13 protein-coding genes are annotated in these 16974 nt (G+C 38.5%); 6 read left to right on the forward strand and 7 right to left on the reverse strand.

Features of this window, described 5'->3' with window-relative positions; genetic code table 11:
- Positions 1–63 precede the first annotated feature (63 nt).
- Complete coding sequence (locus AC1M9L_RS05460) at positions 64–909, forward strand: class I SAM-dependent methyltransferase (RefSeq protein WP_481591555.1); 846 nt, start codon at positions 64–66, stop codon at positions 907–909.
- Positions 910–972: 63 nt separating this feature from the next.
- Here AC1M9L_RS05460 and AC1M9L_RS05465 read toward each other — a convergent pair whose 3' ends face one another.
- On the reverse strand, positions 973–2295 hold the full coding sequence (locus tag AC1M9L_RS05465) for an alpha/beta fold hydrolase (RefSeq protein ID WP_481591556.1): 1323 nt from the start codon (positions 2293–2295) through the stop codon (positions 973–975).
- A 287-nt stretch (positions 2296–2582) separates the two neighbouring features.
- On the opposite strand from AC1M9L_RS05465, the gene AC1M9L_RS05470 reads away from it, so the two are divergent.
- From AC1M9L_RS05470 to pta, 3 genes are all read left to right on the forward strand, one after another.
- Positions 2583–3848 carry a glutamate-5-semialdehyde dehydrogenase gene (locus AC1M9L_RS05470; RefSeq protein WP_179998649.1) on the forward strand — a complete coding sequence of 422 codons (1266 nt, stop codon included), beginning with the start codon at positions 2583–2585 and terminating at the stop codon, positions 3846–3848.
- A gap of 384 nt (positions 3849–4232) precedes the next feature.
- Positions 4233–5456, forward strand: a complete 1224-nt coding sequence (locus AC1M9L_RS05475) for an acetate/propionate family kinase (RefSeq protein WP_481591557.1) — start codon at positions 4233–4235, stop codon at positions 5454–5456.
- Between the two features lie 64 nt (positions 5457–5520).
- Positions 5521–7662: a phosphate acetyltransferase gene (pta, locus tag AC1M9L_RS05480; protein ID WP_481591558.1), complete on the forward strand. Its 2142-nt coding sequence runs from the start codon at positions 5521–5523 to the stop codon at positions 7660–7662.
- A gap of 184 nt (positions 7663–7846) precedes the next feature.
- Here pta and AC1M9L_RS05485 read toward each other — a convergent pair whose 3' ends face one another.
- Both AC1M9L_RS05485 and AC1M9L_RS05490 read right to left on the reverse strand, forming a co-directional pair.
- Entirely contained in the window at positions 7847–8677 is an 831-nt protein-coding gene (locus AC1M9L_RS05485; protein WP_481591559.1) for an alpha/beta fold hydrolase, read from the reverse strand.
- A gap of 239 nt (positions 8678–8916) precedes the next feature.
- The gene (locus AC1M9L_RS05490) at positions 8917–9912 is read right to left on the reverse strand and encodes an AraC family transcriptional regulator (protein WP_481591560.1); all 996 of its coding nucleotides are present in this window, start codon (positions 9910–9912) and stop codon (positions 8917–8919) included.
- A 408-nt stretch (positions 9913–10320) separates the two neighbouring features.
- On the opposite strand from AC1M9L_RS05490, the gene AC1M9L_RS05495 reads away from it, so the two are divergent.
- Together AC1M9L_RS05495 and AC1M9L_RS05500 are read left to right on the forward strand one after the other, a co-directional pair.
- Positions 10321–11847, forward strand: a complete 1527-nt coding sequence (locus tag AC1M9L_RS05495) for a fumarate hydratase (protein WP_035265279.1) — start codon at positions 10321–10323, stop codon at positions 11845–11847.
- A 71-nt stretch (positions 11848–11918) separates the two neighbouring features.
- On the forward strand, positions 11919–12461 hold the full coding sequence (locus AC1M9L_RS05500) for a DUF2059 domain-containing protein (protein ID WP_035265277.1): 543 nt from the start codon (positions 11919–11921) through the stop codon (positions 12459–12461).
- Positions 12462–12488: 27 nt separating this feature from the next.
- Here the strand turns inward: AC1M9L_RS05500 and AC1M9L_RS05505 are convergent, their stop codons facing one another.
- The 4 genes from AC1M9L_RS05505 to tig form a co-directional block, all read right to left on the reverse strand.
- Entirely contained in the window at positions 12489–13241 is a 753-nt protein-coding gene (locus AC1M9L_RS05505; protein ID WP_481591561.1) for a DUF2846 domain-containing protein, read from the reverse strand.
- A 138-nt stretch (positions 13242–13379) separates the two neighbouring features.
- A complete protein-coding gene (clpX, locus tag AC1M9L_RS05510; RefSeq protein ID WP_035265272.1) occupies positions 13380–14690 on the reverse strand; it encodes an ATP-dependent protease ATP-binding subunit ClpX in 1311 nt (436 codons plus the stop codon).
- A gap of 33 nt (positions 14691–14723) precedes the next feature.
- Positions 14724–15335, reverse strand: a complete 612-nt coding sequence (clpP, locus tag AC1M9L_RS05515; protein ID WP_035265270.1) for an ATP-dependent Clp endopeptidase proteolytic subunit ClpP — start codon at positions 15333–15335, stop codon at positions 14724–14726.
- A 192-nt stretch (positions 15336–15527) separates the two neighbouring features.
- Positions 15528–16859 (reverse strand): trigger factor, encoded by a 1332-nt coding sequence (tig, locus tag AC1M9L_RS05520; RefSeq protein ID WP_180028337.1) that lies wholly within the window; start codon positions 16857–16859, stop codon positions 15528–15530.
- Positions 16860–16974: the final 115 nt, after the last annotated feature.

The following is a 16974-nucleotide window of genomic DNA, read 5'->3' on the forward strand; positions in this document are numbered from 1 at the left end:
GGGAGCATCTAAATGCTCCCTTTATCTTGACCAATCCAATAATAATCATAGCTAAGGATGTGTATGTCTCAATCAAAACAATCAAAGCACCGTCATATTTCGTTTACTGCTCACTACACTGCCTATATTTGGTACCAAATGGGTATCTCTCACGAAGCATTTGCGACTTCGAAAGGTAAAGCGTTGGCGCAATTCGCTCACCCTTTTGAAAGTATGGCTGAGAAGTTTATCGGCGGAAGTATGCGTTCAACTCTGAAGACACGACATACATTATTAGACGACCATTTAAAATTATTAATCAAACAATATCCAAACCTGCAAATTTTAGAAATTGCAGCGGGACTTTCACCTCGTGGTTGGTGGTTTAGATCTCATTATCCCGAAATAGATTATCGCGAATTAGATTTACCAGACATGGCTGCCACAAAACAATCCGCTTTGAATAAAATCGATCCCGAAAGCCCTAAAGTTTTATCAGCAGACTTATTCACGGATGATTTCAAAACAGCTTTTGACGAATTCGACCCAACACGACCGCTAGTGATTATCAGTGAAGGATTAATCAATTATTTTAATCAAGATTTACTCAAACAATTGCTGAATTCAATTGTACGTTTTGGTCAACCATTCCAAACGCTTCATTATTTAACTGACCTTTATCCCGAACCTGTCCAACATAAACTGGCTAACTTAATTTGGTCGAGCAGCAAATTACTCAAATACGCTTCAAGAAGTGCATTTACCTTCCACTTTAAAGACCCTTTAGAGGTACAGCACTTTTTCAAACTGTCAGGTTTTACTGAAGTTGAAGTCATTCAACCTCAACTGTATTTTGAAAAAAAGAATCAAAATATGGATACAGATCAGCATCTTGGTGATCTAGTATGGATGATTCATGCAATAAAATAATGATTCATTCGTAGCAATATTACGAAGTATCTATTTTTTGATTCAAATGAATTCAATGACAGCCTAATCCACGCTGTCATTGTGTTTATGGGTATCTATAAATTGAAGTAAGCGATCAGCCACTTCAAAATAACCATGCTTGAATAATGCTCTTACTTCATTTCCAATAAAATCGAACATTAAGCATTCGACAGCAAAATGTCCTTGCTCATCCTCAAATTCAATTGCAAAACTTCGAGCATCTTCCTGTAAGACTTCAACTTGAGATGGGTCATCCAAAAAGAATGATACACCAAAGTAATTCAGGTCTTTAATTTCAACTTCAAAACGTTGTGCATTTGTTTGATGAATTAAAACAGAATGCGCATTTTTAAGGGCAAATCGAACTTCCCCCCTTCGATCCAAAGATTGCATTTGGTCTTTATCTAAATAAATGATTCCATCTAGATTGTGAATCGATTCGCCTTTTAAGAAACTGGTAAAAAGATTCATGGTTTCTTTACGACGTTGCAATTGAGGCACATGATCCGCATTTGCAATCATTGCAAACTCAACATCTGGACATTGCAAGGCGAAATTCGCATTCTCAAATGGCAAAGTAAAACTATCGAATTGACCACATGCTACCAATGTTTTACACATCGGAATTGGAACATGGGAAAGACGCAATAAACGATTACAGTTAATTTCATATCGCTCACGCTCAGCGATATCAAACTCAGACATCTGCTTATAAAAAAGTCGTTTAGCTGTTGGAGACATACGCGTTTGATCTAATTTTGCATGATTCACCAAATACAAAATGACAGCCTGACCGAACTCATCCATACGTTGCTCTTGCATCAATATTAATGACTCTTCAAGCAACATACGCCAGCTTTTCCGCGTCTTCTGCATGACGCCCATCAGAATTAATCGATCTACCAGTTCTGGACGATAATGAGCAAAACAGGAAGCAACCACAGAGCCTAATGACATCCCCATAACAGAGACTTTCTTAATCTCCACCAAATCCAACCATTGACCTAACATTTTTGAAAGCTCTGGTAGCTCTAGAGTACCAGCAGAAATTCCAGTATCACGATTGTGGATTTGTTGATTTGAACCTAAAGATGGTAAGTCGATTAAAATAACAGGTCCTTTCTCGAAGAGCTGTTCAACGCAATATTTATATGAATTAAAATTTTGAAATGCGCCTCCGACAATCAGCGTTGGCGTCTGATGCAGTGTTTCTGGCGATGCGATCGCCATATATTCAATTTTCCACCCATCAATCCATGTGGTTCGTGGCGGCTCTTTAAAACTATTTTTATGGTACAGATCAAAAAAATGAGTGCTGTCTTCAGCTGAATAATCTTCAAGCTCCATTTTTATCATGGAATTCATTCCCTTTTCTCCATTTGGCTTTATTGTTTTGTTTTCACAGCCGTTAATTTGATCATACTCTCAATTCGTTATGATTATGCAACATAATTAACATTCATTTCATTTTATACAGATGCATGAAATCTGCGCAATGCAAGAATTCACCTTTTATCTTTTTTAACTGCCGTTAGGTTCTAAAAATAGTTACAAGTTTTATCAACTTAGCTTTTTTCGCTGATAAACATAGATTGTTGTCATCTGCGCTGCTACTATTTGAATGAGATTTTAAAATGATCAGTTAAACTGCTATGCAAGACTCCATCGAACAGTACATGCAAGTCGTCGGTCAGAATGCGCGTGAAGCTTCACGCTTTTTGGCTGGATCTTCGACTTTTGAACGAAATAATGCTTTGACGGCAATCCATACCGCTTTGGAAGACCATCAAGCTCAAATTCTAGCTGCGAATAAACTAGACATGACTCGTGGTCATGAAAACAATTTAGACAGCGCATTACTCGATCGTTTGGAACTTACACCCACACGCTTCAGTGGAATGTTACAAGGTCTTAAAGATGTCATCAGTTTAATTGATCCCATTGGTGAAATTACCGACCTAGCTTATCGCCCGTCTGGTATTCAGCTTGGAAAAATGCGAGTGCCTTTAGGTGTCGTAGGTATGATTTATGAATCACGTCCTAACGTCACTCTAGAAGCAGCCTCTTTAGCGATAAAGTCTGGCAATGCCATCATTCTTCGCGGTGGTTCAGAAGCATTAGAGTCAAACAAAGCCATTGCTACCGCAATTCAAAAAGGTTTAGAGCAAGCTGGAGTACCAGTCAACGCAGTGCAGGTTGTAAATACAGCTGATCGTGCTGCAGTTGGGCAATTAATTACACTCTCTGAGTATGTTGACGTTATTGTTCCACGTGGTGGCAAAGGCTTAATTGAACGTATTACACGTGAAGCAACTATTCCAGTAATCAAACATCTTGATGGTAACTGTCACGTCTTCGTTGAGGCTCAAGCAGATCTACAAAAAGCATTGCCAATTGCGTTAAATGCAAAAACTCATCGCTATGGCGTATGTAATGCCATGGAAACGCTGCTGGTTGATGAAAAAGTTGCTGATGACTTTCTACCTCGCATTGCTGAACTTTATGCTGAAAAACAAGTTGAGCTGCGTGGTTGCTTAAAAGTAAAAGCAATTTTAGGTGAACAGATTAAAACTGCGACCGAAGAAGACTGGTATGAGGAATATCTAGGACCTATTTTAGCGGTTAAAGTGGTCAGTGGCGTTGATGAAGCAATTTTGCATATCAATAAATACGGATCGCATCACACTGATTCGATTATTACTGAAAACTTTAGCACGGCGCGAAAATTCCTTACTCGCGTCGATTCAAGTTCGGTCATGGTTAATGCCTCTACTCGTTTTGCTGATGGTTTTGAGTATGGTTTAGGTGCTGAAATCGGTATTTCAACAGATAAAATTCATGCCAGAGGTCCAGTCGGTTTAGAAGGACTTACCTCACAAAAATGGATTGTCTTAGGCGATGGCCAAATCCGTCAATAAACCTAACTTAAAAAAACAAAGCCCTTTGAGTAAAGGGCTTTGTTTTTGAGTGATTCAACTCATCATAACGAAATAAAAAACGTATAAATTAAATCAATTACAAAGCAGAAGTGGTATATAAAAAATACAATACATGCTATGTTTTACACATACAATTTAATTAAAACATAACCATTATTTATTTTATAAATGAATAAAGAAAGACTATAAATTTTAATTATTATTGCCTTAGTGGTCGATAGTGCTTAAGTCTAATCACCTAAAGTCTATCTAGGACAATAAAAAAACGCATGTTACAAATGCTTCACGATCAAGAAATAACATTTTTTGTTCATTTGGAAGAAAACAAACGAAATATTAAAATTGCCAGTAAAGGAACACACCATGCCCCATTCAGTTCTTATCATCAATTGCGGTTCTTCTTCGATCAAGTTTGCATTATTACTTAAAGATCAAGATTTCCGAATTCATGGTCTTGCTGAAAACTTAGGTACGCCAGAAGCGCGCATCAAAGGCGTGACTATAGGCAACGAACCAGTTGATATTCGTATTCCAAATGCAGACCACAAAGAAGCTCTTGAAGTTGGATTATCTCGCTTAGCGAATCACAAGCCTGATGCCATTGGTCATCGTATTGTACATGGTGGTTCTTTAACTCAAGCAGAGTTAATCACCGATGAAATTATTGAAAAAATCCGTGAAGCAACACCTTTAGCTCCATTACATAATCCTGCACATCTCGTTGGGATCGAAGCGACTAAACGTTTGTTCCCAGACTTACCGCAAGTTGCAGTGTTTGATACAGCGTTCCATCAAACAATGCCAGCGCATGCCTATCGTTATGCGGTACCAAAATTTTTATACACTGAACATAATGTTCGTCGCTATGGATTCCACGGCACAAGCCATGCCTATGTATCAGATCGTGGCTCTGAGCTTGCTGGTAGTTTCCGTGAAGGTGGTTGGCTCACCGCTCATTTAGGCAATGGTAGTTCTACTTGTGCAATTTGGAATGGTAAAAGTGTTGATACCTCTATGGGATTAACGCCACTCGAAGGTTTAGTGATGGGTACCCGTAGTGGTGATGTAGATCCAAGTTTACATAATTTTTTAGCCAAAAACTTAGGATGGGACATTTACAAAATTGACAGAATGCTCAATAGCCAATCTGGTTTATTAGGACTTTCAAACCTGTCAAACGATATGCGAACACTTATCGAAGCTTCAGAAGAAGGCAATGAAGATGCTGCACTTGCTATTGAAGTATTCTGCTATCGTCTTGCTAAATCATTAGCAGCACTCAGCTGTGGTTTACCTCGTCTTGATGGCTTATTCTTCACAGGTGGTATTGGTGAAAACTCAGCATTTATTCGTGAAAAAACATTATCTTATTTGCCACATTTTGGTTTTAACTTTAGCAAAGAAAAAAATAACCAATTAGCTCGCGGTACTGAAGGTCGTATTGATAATGGTACTGGTCCGCAAATTTGGGTCATTCCTACAGATGAAGAAGGACGTATTGCACAAGAAACAGAACATGTGGTGAATCAAATCGGAGATGTGAATTCATCTGAAAAAAAGTCTGAACTTGAAACCGCGACTGCTTAAGTAGTCGCCCGCTCAGACATATTTACATATTTCTTTTTTATTTTTAGATATAGATTTTGATGATATGAAAACAATTGTACTTGTTCCAACTGGTGAAGGTGTAGGTCTGACATCAGCGTGTTTAGGCTTAATTTATGCACTTGAGTGTCAAGGTGTAAAAGCTGGTTTTGTTAAGCCATTTTCACAAGAAGTACATGCTGAAAATTTCGATCGCACCACAGCGTTATTCCGCCATGTTTCTCAGAACGAAACAGTTGAACCAATCTCATATCAAAATGTAGTTCAGCAATTAAATGCTGATGAAAGTGATGAGTTATTAGAAGAAGCTGTTCGTCTACATCGTCAAATTGCTAAAAAACATGATCTTATTATTGTGGAAGGGTTAGTTCCAAATAGTCGTGATAGTTTTGCATCTGAACTGAATGCTCAACTTGCTCAAGCACTAGATGCGAAAGTCATCATTGTGAGCAATGCTGATATCAAACAACCAGCCTATACTGCAGAAAAAGTAGAAACCCAATTACGTAATTTTGGTGGAGCAAACAGCAACCGAACAGCTGGTGTGCTGTTCATGCGAACCAAAGGTCTGTCCGAGGAGTCTGCACAGATTCCAGTGACCATTGATCCAAGTCTGCGTCTGACACAAGAGACTCAACAATTTGTTGGGGAAATTCAAAAAACACATCCACTGATTGGTTCCGAACAACTTCCTGTTATTGCATTAGTACCATTTAGTAATACTTTAAGTGTGCCGCGAATGTCTGATATCGCGCAACATATTCAAGCAGAATGGATTAACTTAGGTGAGGCTGCACAACGACGTGTTCTGCATAGTAGCCTGATCGCTTCAAATATCGAGCGCGAACTGCACAAATTCACGGCAGGCGAACTGATTATTAGCGCATCAGATCGTATTGATGTCTTACTTGCAAGTAGTTTAGCAAGCAGCAATGGTATCCCTCTTGCTGGTTTAGTATTGACTGAACATTATGCACCTAATCAACAAGTACTGGCTTTCTGCCAAGCTGCGATAAAACAGGGCTTACCTATTTTACACACACCATTGAGCACCTTTGAAACGGCAACCCAACTGGCTAATTTAAGTAATGAAATTCCTGTAGATGATACTGCTCGCGCTGAACAAGTCACTCGATTTGTATCTAGCCATATTGATGCGGATTGGGTAACGCAGTTGCTGAATGGTTCATACCAACCACGTCTTTCTCCATCTGCATTCCGTCATGAGTTGGTACAAAAATCAATTGCAGCGAAGAAAAGAATTGTTCTTCCTGAAGGTGATGAACCTCGTACGATTCAAGCAGCCGCGATCTGCCAATCACGTGGTATTGCTCACTGTATCTTACTGGCAAAACCAGAAGCAGTTTTAGATGTAGCCAAAGCTCGAGGGATTGAATTACCTGACGATTTAGAAATCATTGATCCAGACCTCATCCGCGACAATTATATTGCGCAAATGGTAGAGTTGCGTAAAGGCAAGTTAAATGAACTGCAAGCGAAAGAACAGTTACAAGATACAGTGGTTCTTGGAACGATGATGTTAGCACTAGATCAAGTGGATGGATTAGTTTCAGGTGCAGTTCATACCACAGCCAATACAGTTCGCCCTGCATTTCAGTTGATTAAAACGGCACCTGATTACTCTTTAGTTTCGTCTGTTTTCTTTATGTTACTACCAGATGAAGTGTATGTTTATGGTGACTGTGCAATCAATCCAGATCCTAATGCAGAGCAACTTGCTGAAATCGCGATTCAATCTGCCGATTCAGCCAAAGCGTTTGGTATTGATCCACGTATTGCCATGATTTCATATTCAACTGGTACATCTGGCACAGGTGCTGATGTTGAAAAAGTTGCTGAAGCAACACGCATCGCAAAAGAACGTCGTCCAGATTTATTGATCGATGGCCCCCTTCAATATGATGCTGCCTCTGTAGAAAGTGTAGGTCGCTCTAAAGCACCTGACTCTCAAGTGGCGGGTCGTGCCAATGTCTTTATTTTCCCTGACTTGAATACTGGTAATACCACCTATAAAGCAGTTCAACGCTCTGCCAATGTGGTCAGTGTCGGTCCAATGCTCCAAGGTTTAAACAAACCTGTAAACGATTTATCTCGTGGTGCATTGGTCGATGATATTGTCTTTACGATTGCTTTAACAGCGATTCAGGCTGAGCAACAAGCCCAATAATTTGATTTGCATATGAGTTACCATCCTCGCGAAAGTGAGGATGGTTTTTTCAATAAATCCCTTAGAACACTGAGATCTATGATTAACTCCTACGTGTTGTAACTTAGAATCATGAGGTTAACTAAAGACTTATATAAAAAAACAAGAACTCTTAAAGAGTTCTTGTTTAAGACAAGATCGAAAATTAACTTTGAATAAATGCAAGAAGATCAGGGTTAATCACGTCATGATTAATAGTAAGCATCCCATGTGAATAACCTGGATAAATTTTTAAAGTTCCATTTTGTACCAATTCAGCCGATAACTTTCCTGAAATATCAAGAGGAACAATTTGGTCATCATCACCATGTAAAACTAATACTGGCACTGAAATTTTCTTAAGGTCTTCTCTAAAATCAGTTTGGGAGAAAGCCACAATCCCTTCATAATGAGCTTTAGCAGAACCCATCATTCCTTGTCTCCACCAATTCTGAATCACCGGCTCAGACGGCTTCGCATTTGAACGATTAAATCCATAAAATGGACCTTCAGGTACAACACGATAGAACTCAGCTCGATTTTTAAATAATTGAGCCTGCATGTCGTCAAAAACAGCTTTCGGCAATCCGTTTGGATTATCTTCAGTTTTCACCATATAGGGTGGTACAGAGCTCACCAGAACAGCTTTAGCAACACGTTCCTCACCATGTCTTGCAATATAGTGCGCAACCTCACCTCCGCCTGTTGAATGACCAATATGAATCGCTTTTTTGATGCCTAAATGCTCAACAACAGCTGCAACATCATCAGCATAATGATCCATATCATGACCTTCAGACACTTGAGAAGATCGTCCATGACCACGGCGGTCATGCGCCACTACACGGTAACCTTTGTCTAAAAAGTAAAGTATTTGCGCATCCCAATCATCTGAACTTAAAGGCCACCCATGATGAAAAAAAAGAACCTCACCGTCACGTGATCCCCAATCTTTATAAAAAATTTCAACACCGTCTTTAGTCTTTACATAACTCATTTTCAACTCCTTAAATTGGTTGAATAATAATTGAATATGAAATCAAATTAATTCTTAAGCAATTGAATATTTTTTAAAATTTAATTCGATTTATTAGGATTAGAACTTCATTAAAAACTTAAATGTGTTAAAAACCAAGTAACCATTTAGAGCATTAAAACTGTTCTACCTCAGATTAAAGTAACGGATTTGGCATAAGTTTAATTGACTCAGATGATATAGTTTAAGTATCAATTGAATCATTTTCTGGAGATTTTTCTTTTTCGGTATTGCAAAGGTGTCTCACCCGTCCAACGTTTAAATGCTCGTGAAAAAACAGAACTCTCTGAGAAACCGAGAACGCTGACAATATGGCACATGGAAATCTCTTTGGATGCTAATAATTGCTTTGCAGTCCGAATACGATAATGAGTTAGAATTTTCTCAAAAGAAGTGTCAATATCGTTTAAAGATGCACGCAAGGTGTTGACCTTCATATTTAACTTGTCTGCCACATGCTTTAATTGAACATTGCCTGATTCGAGTAAAACTTCAGCTAGAATTTGTTCTATATCAGAAATAAGTTCATATTTTTCAACCTGTCTCATCTGACGTTTTGCATAAGTTTCATGGATGGCAAATAATTCAGGCTCATACCAGTCAAATTTTAAATTCAACAACGCTGCATCAAATATAATTTTCCCATCTGGACAGCCCAACTCAACTTCACATCCCCATACGCGCTTGTATTCTATTAATGTCGCACCATATTCATAGGGTAAATAAATTTTAATTGGGCGGAATTGATCATCTGTAATGAATTTCAAAAACTTTAAAATCACACTGATCACAATCTCTAAATAGTGCCGAACAGGATGATTAAACCCTTGAATTCCAGCAACATGCTCATCTGTGAACAGGCTAAAATGAAAAGCTGAAGAAAGTAATTTTTGGTAATTTAAAGCTTTCTCTAGTCCAACTTTAAATCCCGAACTACTCAAAAACAGATACTCAATCACTGAGCCTCTAATTACAGGAAAATGCTCTCCTACATGTAAACCAATATCTCTGTCATTAGAAACTTTTTGCGCTGTATTCCAAAATCGGTACTGACATGAATTATCTCTGCGAACTGTCTTATCAGGCAACTGTGCGGGCAATCTTACATCTTCTAAAATTTGCTCTACATTTAATCCCATCTGGTGCATTGTGATATAGGCATAACTCAGAAAGACTCCAGCGTCACTTGACTTCATATTTAATTAACTTCTAGATTTTATGAAATATATAAATAATATTGATTTTTAATTATATAAATATTTACTTAATACTTTCTATTGAAAATCTTAACAAAATTTAATTTCATAAAGTCAATGTATTAGAATTATTGATGACTAAAATAGTGAAATTTCACCCATTTAATCTAAAAATATTATGAGATAAATTTGAAAAAAATTATTGTTACGTATAAAAAAGCTTAAACAACTTATTACGTAAACGTATTTCCATCTAAAAAATTAATTAGCAAATATTAATTTTAACTTTTCTATGAATGAATCTGCTCTCTTAAACTTTCGCCAATTCCTCAGCAAAAAAGCCACAATTGAATCATTTTGTCTTATAATTTAGCCCGCTAGCTATCAGCCCGCTCAAGAGATATTTGTATGACAACTATTATCAAGCAAGACGACTTGATCACATCCGTTAAAGATGCGCTTCAGTTCATTTCTTACTATCATCCACAAGACTTCATCCAAGCAATGAGTCGTGCGTATGACCGTGAAGAAAACAAAGCTGCCAAAGATGCGATCGCACAAATCTTAATCAATTCACGTATGTGTGCCGAAGGTCACCGTCCGATCTGTCAAGATACTGGTATCGTCAACGTATTCGTTGAAGTGGGCATGGACGTTAAATTTGATTTAACAATGAGCTTAGACGACGCGATTAACGAAGGTGTTCGCCAAGGTTACTTAGAAAACTCTAACGTACTTCGTGCATCTGTACTTGCTGATCCTGCTTTTGGCCGTAAGAATACGAAAGACAACACCCCTGCTGTGATCTACCATAAACTTGTTCCAGGTAACAAAGTAGATATCACTGTTGCAGCAAAAGGCGGTGGTTCAGAAAATAAATCTAAACTTGCAATGTTAAACCCATCTGATTCAATCGTGGACTGGGTACTGAAAACTGTACCAACCATGGGTGCAGGCTGGTGTCCTCCTGGTATGCTCGGTATTGGTATCGGTGGTACAGCTGAAAAAGCCATGATGCTTGCTAAAGAAGCATTGATGGAAGAGATCAACATGGACGAGCTTCTTCGTCGTGGTCCACAAAATAAACTTGAAGAACTTCGTATCGAAATCTTCGAGAAAGTAAACGCGCTGGGTATTGGTGCACAAGGTCTTGGCGGTTTAACGACTGTTCTAGACATCAAAATTAAAGACTACCCTTGTCACGCTGCGGGTAAACCAGTCGGTATGATCCCGAACTGTGCTGCGACTCGTCACGCACACTTCACACTAGACGGTACAGGTGTTGCGAATATTATTGCACCTAAACTTGAAGACTATCCTGAAGTCACTTGGGACTCATCTTCTTCTAAACGTGTTGACTTAGATAACATCACACAAGAAGAAATGAACTCTTGGAAACCAGGTGATACGCTTCTTCTTAACGGTACAATCTATACAGGTCGTGACGCTGCGCACAAACGTATGGTTGATATGTTAAACAACGGTGAAGAGCTTCCAGTAGACCTTAAAGGTAAGTTCATTTACTACGTTGGTCCTGTTGATCCAGTGGGTGACGAAGTTGTAGGTCCTGCAGGTCCAACAACTGCAACACGTATGGATAAGTTCACACGTCAAGTTTTAGAAGCAACTGGTCTTTTCGGTATGATCGGTAAAGCGGACCGCGGTCCTGCTGCGATTGAAGCAATCAAAGACAATAAAGCAACTTACCTCATGGCTGTAGGCGGTGCTGCATATCTCGTATCTAAAGCAATTCGTGAAGCGGAAGTTGTCGCTTTTGAAGATTTAGGTATGGAAGCAATCTATAAGTTCGTGGTTAAAGATATGCCTGTATCTGTTGCTGTAGACGTTAACGGCACATCAGTTCACGCAACTGCACCAAAAATTTGGCAGGCTAAAATTGGTAAAATTCCAGTTGTAGATGCAGCTGCACAATAAATAATATTCGACTTGTCTCAAGTTCAAAAAGCACTCTATCATTAGGGTGCTTTTTTATACCGAGAATACTCATGAAAATTTTAAGAACATTATTTTTGAGCGGATGCATGATCTGCTCACCTGCGGTTATGGCAGCTCAAGCGACTGATCAACAAATCGAAAAACTCATACAAGTATTGAATTTAGATCAGCTCTTACAAAGTACGCTTAAACAAATCCGACCTCAAATTGATCAACAGGCCTATAGCATTGTTCAAAATATTGTTAAGGCCGAAAAATTAACACCACAACAACAAGTTATTGCCAATGAACTGGCTGATAAAATTCACCAAGAAAATATTAAGCAAACTTCTTGGGAAAAACTTAAACCGATCTATCTCAAAATTTATAAAGATGTCTATGATGCCCAAGAAGTTCAAGCCCAGATCGACTTTTATTCCTCTCCAACAGGTCAATCCATTTTAAATAAAGGTCCACTTGTTGCTCAAGAATCCATGAAAATCCTGAATCAACAACTTGCAGGCTCTTTACAATCTACAGAAAAGAATTTTGCTGAAGTCCAAAAGAAATTAGAACAACTACAAAAACAAAGTATTCATACTGACTCGAAATAAGCTAAAAACCATTCTGCTGAATCAGAGTTACCATGTGCGTGGATCATATATCTTAAAAGGTTCTGTTAAGCGCACATCATCACTGGCTTTATATTCTTTATTTTTAATTTTTTCTTTTGATTTTTGCAATGTTCCGTTCGGTTGAATAACGGCAACATAGTTAAGCCCAGGCGTTTTCAACTGAGTCATGCCAATTTCTCTTAATGCCTGTTTTGTTGGCATTTGCATCAATGGTCCAACTCTGAGGAGATCTTCACTACCATTTGGTCCACCTCGAAACTGTTCTTCTTCATATTTTAAGAAATACTGCTGCCCCGCTTTAACACTAAAACTTGCAACCAAAGGTTTTTGAAAATGCATCACAGTTAAAGGTCGACTGATACTAAGTTGATAATCCCCTTCAGCCAGCTCTATCCAATAATAATGATTGCTGATTAAACTCGGAATGCGCTTACCATTTAGAAAAAAACTCGGTGCAATAATTTCCTGACGATTCCACTTACTATCAGGACGGTACAGATACAACACTGCGGCTTGCTGATGTTGAGGTTTTACACGGCTGAAAAACTGTCCTGGTTTTTGATTTACCCATGAGCCCAGATCAAATCCTGCAACTTTATATTGAGCTAGCTTCTGAGATACAAAAGTTTTTTTCTCACTAAAATCTACCGGTTTTAACGTTGAAACCACATGAGTTTGATTATTATCGTTAAGCCCTTTATGTGTCTGACATGCCACAAGAAACAAACTCAAAGCACACACTGCTACGCTTGATCGCATGATTATCCCTCATCACGAATACTTTTTATTCTATGTCATATTTTTGTTATCGTTAGATTATCATCTCAATCCGAGATTAAAAACAAAAAACGCGCAAAAAGTGGGACTTTTTACGCGTTTCAGATGAATTACAATCAATTAAGCAGATTTAGTATCTAAAATCTTTAAATCGACCTTTTCTTCAACTTGTTGTTCTTGTTTAGGTTGGCGCTCAGTTCGATATTCTGGTTCAGCATTTTCATTGATCACAGCTTCATTGATCACAACAGTACCAATATCAGAGCGACTTGGTAAATCGTACATCGTATCGAGTAAGACGTTTTCAAGAATTGAACGTAAACCACGTGCACCTGTATTACGCTCAAGTGCTTTTTTCGCAACAGCTCGCAATGCTGAATCTTCAAATAATAGATCAACATCTTCCATTTCGAACAAGTATTGATACTGACGCGTTAATGCATTTTTTGGTTCAGTCAAAATTTGCATTAATGCTTCTTCGTCCAATTCTTCGAGCGTTGCAATCACTGGCAGACGACCAATGAATTCAGGGATTAAACCAAATTTCACAAGATCGGCAGCTTCTACCTGACTAAATAATTCAGATAACTTCTTAGAATCATCTTTAGTCTTCACGTCAGCAGTGAAACCAATTCCACCTTTTTCTTGACGCTGTTGCACGACACGCTCCAAACCAGAGAATGCACCACCGCAGATGAACAGGATATTAGACGTATCAATTTGAATGAACTCTTGCTGTGGATGCTTACGACCACCTTGAGGTGGAATTGAAGCTACCGTACCTTCGATCATTTTTAAAAGCGCTTGTTGAACACCTTCACCTGAGACATCACGTGTAATTGAAGGATTTTCAGACTTACGGGTAATCTTATCGATCTCGTCGATATAAATGATACCCTTCTGTGCTTTCTCAACATCGTAATCTGCTTTTTGTAGCAATTTTTGAACGATATTCTCAACATCTTCACCAACATAACCAGCTTCAGTTAATGTCGTTGCATCAGCCATCGCAAATGGCACATCTAATAAGCGCGCTAAAGTTTGCGCCAACAAAGTCTTACCCGAACCTGTTGGTCCTATGAGTAAGATATTGCTTTTAGCAAGTTCTACACGATCTTCTGACTTTGCAGTTGATTGAGTCACTTTAAGACGTTTATAGTGGTTATATACCGCAACAGAGAGCGTTTTTTTCGCAGTGTCTTGACCAATCACATATTGATCTAAAGCTGCACGAATTTCATGCGGCTTAGGTAATGGACGAGTTGCCCATTCACCAGTTTCGACTTGCTGGCTCGTCTGAACTAAATCTAAGCATACATCTACACATTCATTACAAATGTAAGCGTCCTCGCCTGCAATGAGTTTACCCACTTCAGACTGCGTTTTACCGCAAAATGAACAATGCTTTTGTCCTTGAGGATTTTCAGACATCTTCACTCCAAATAAATTTCTATGCTTTACAGCTTAAAGTTGCGGACGTTTCGTTAAAACTTCATCGACCAAACCATATTCTTTTGCAGCTTGAGCGGTCATAAAGTTATCACGGTCTGTATCACGTGCAACAGTTTCATAATCTTGGCCACTGTGTTCAGCCATTAGACGGTTCAAACGCTCTTTAATAAATAGAATTTCACGTGCATGAATTTCAATATCTGAAGCTTGACCACGGAAACCACCCAATGGTTGGTGAATCATAACACGAGCGTTTTCTAAGCAGTAACGTTTACCCTTAGCACCAGCATTCAATAAAAAAGCGCCCATTGAGGCTGCTTGGCCCATACAATATGTCACGACATCTGGTTTGATGAATTGCATCGTATCGTAAATTGCCATACCCGCAGTCACTGAACCACCAGGTGAGTTAATGTACAGATGAATATCTTTTTCTGGATTCTCAGCTTCTAAGAACAACATTTGCGCAACGATTAAGTTCGCCATATTGTCTTCAACTTCACCCGTTAAGAAAATTACACGTTCGCGCAAAAGACGCGAGAAAATATCAAAAGAACGCTCACCACGAGATGATTGCTCTACGACAACTGGAACCAAAGCATTATCAATTGTTGGAACATACATACGTTATTTATTCCTGAATTTTTTGTCACTCAATACATTTTCACAATATGAGGGATAATTGTCGAAAATGCAAAATATTCACCATTAAATATCAGATATTTTTTAATTAGGCTTTGTGAATACAGGACAAGTTGATCCATATTTTTTACAAGAAAAAAGGCGCGTTAAGCGCCTCTTCCTTCGGATAACCGATTAGCCTTGTTGACGAGCTTGTTGTTCTTTCAACAATTCTTCATAGCTAACAGCTTTATCAGTTACTTTAGCAGACGCTAAGATGTGATCTACAACTTGGTCTTCTAAAACAACAGCTTCGATTTGTGCACGTTGTTGCTTATCATTTTTGAAGTATTCAATAACTTCTGTAGGATCTTCATAAGAAGTCGCCATATCTTCGATATAAGCTTCTACACGTGCTTGATCAACTTCGATTTTTGCTTCAGCAAGAATACTGCTCACCAAAACACCTAATTTTACTGATTTTTCAGCTTGCTCTTTGAATAATTCATCTGGAAGCATGCTTGAATCAAATGCTTTAGCGCCTTGAGCACCAAACTGTTGAGTAAACTGTTGGATCATTTGTTGACGTTGACGGTCAATTTCTTGAGACAACATAGATGCAGGTACTTCGATTTCATTTGCAGCTACAAGCGCATCAAAAGTTGCACCTTTCACTTGATTGCGAAGACCGTTTTTCACTTCACGTTCCATATTTTTGCGAACGTCAGCTTTTAACTTCTCAACACCTTCTTCTTCAGTTAAACCAAAGATTTTTAGGAATTCAGCATCTACGTCAGGAAGCTTTTGTTTTTCAACAAGCTTAACTGTGATTTTGAATTGAGCTGATTTACCTGCAAGGTTTTCTGCTTGGTAATCTTCAGGGAAAGTTACATCAATTACTTTCTCTTCGCCTTTCTTCATACCAACGATACCGTCTTCGAAGCCAGGGATCATACGACCAGAACCTAATACAAGTTTGAAGTCTTCAGCAGAACCACCTTCAAATTTTTCGCCGTCAATAGAACCTTCGAAATCAAAAGTAACTTGCATGTCTTTTTTAGCCATGCCTTTTGTTTCAGTCCAAGTCGCGCGTTGCTTTTGAAGATTTTCGATCATTTGATCTACATCTTTATCATTTACTTCAGTAGATTTACGTTCAACTTCTAAACCGTCAAACTTAACTGAAACTTCTGGGTAAACTTCAACAGTTGCTTCATAAACTAAAGCATCTTCTTTGTTTTCAACTTTTTCAATGTTAGGCATGCCTACAGCATTGATTTTCTCTTGTTGAATTGCTTCGAATACTGTGTCACGAATAACATCATTTACCACTTCTTGGTAAATGCTCGCGCCGTATTCACGACGAACAACATTTAAAGGCACTTTACCTGGACGGAAGCCGTTGATCTTAACTGTTTTAGCAGTACGTTTTAAACGAGCTTCGAATTGCTCATTAACACGGCTCGTCGGTACAGATACATTTAAACGACGGGCTACGCCCGAAACCGCTTCAGAAGTTACTTGCATGGCTTCCTCGATATAGAAATAGTAATTGCAATTTTTAAAGTGCCACATTATATGACAACAATCAAAGATATACAAAATACCTTTTTCAAACCATCTTTTTTATGAACCTGAGAAT

It is taken from the genome of Acinetobacter sp. ANC_7511 (genome assembly GCF_056779975.1).

Coding starts and splice junctions, on each gene's coding strand:
- AC1M9L_RS05505 (WP_481591561.1), bottom strand. CDS start 13,241: ATGCGATCAAGCGTAGCAGTGTGTGCTTTGAGTTTGTTTCTTGTGGCA.
- AC1M9L_RS05500 (WP_035265277.1), top strand. CDS start 11,919: ATGAAAATTTTAAGAACATTATTTTTGAGCGGATGCATGATCTGCTCA.
- AC1M9L_RS05465 (WP_481591556.1), bottom strand. CDS start 2,295: ATGAATTCCATGATAAAAATGGAGCTTGAAGATTATTCAGCTGAAGAC.
- pta (WP_481591558.1), top strand. CDS start 5,521: ATGAAAACAATTGTACTTGTTCCAACTGGTGAAGGTGTAGGTCTGACA.
- AC1M9L_RS05460 (WP_481591555.1), top strand. CDS start 64: ATGTCTCAATCAAAACAATCAAAGCACCGTCATATTTCGTTTACTGCT.
- AC1M9L_RS05490 (WP_481591560.1), bottom strand. CDS start 9,912: ATGAAGTCAAGTGACGCTGGAGTCTTTCTGAGTTATGCCTATATCACA.
- AC1M9L_RS05485 (WP_481591559.1), bottom strand. CDS start 8,677: ATGAGTTATGTAAAGACTAAAGACGGTGTTGAAATTTTTTATAAAGAT.
- tig (WP_180028337.1), bottom strand. CDS start 16,859: ATGCAAGTAACTTCTGAAGCGGTTTCGGGCGTAGCCCGTCGTTTAAAT.
- AC1M9L_RS05470 (WP_179998649.1), top strand. CDS start 2,583: ATGCAAGACTCCATCGAACAGTACATGCAAGTCGTCGGTCAGAATGCG.
- clpX (WP_035265272.1), bottom strand. CDS start 14,690: ATGTCTGAAAATCCTCAAGGACAAAAGCATTGTTCATTTTGCGGTAAA.
- AC1M9L_RS05475 (WP_481591557.1), top strand. CDS start 4,233: ATGCCCCATTCAGTTCTTATCATCAATTGCGGTTCTTCTTCGATCAAG.
- AC1M9L_RS05495 (WP_035265279.1), top strand. CDS start 10,321: ATGACAACTATTATCAAGCAAGACGACTTGATCACATCCGTTAAAGAT.
- clpP (WP_035265270.1), bottom strand. CDS start 15,335: ATGTATGTTCCAACAATTGATAATGCTTTGGTTCCAGTTGTCGTAGAG.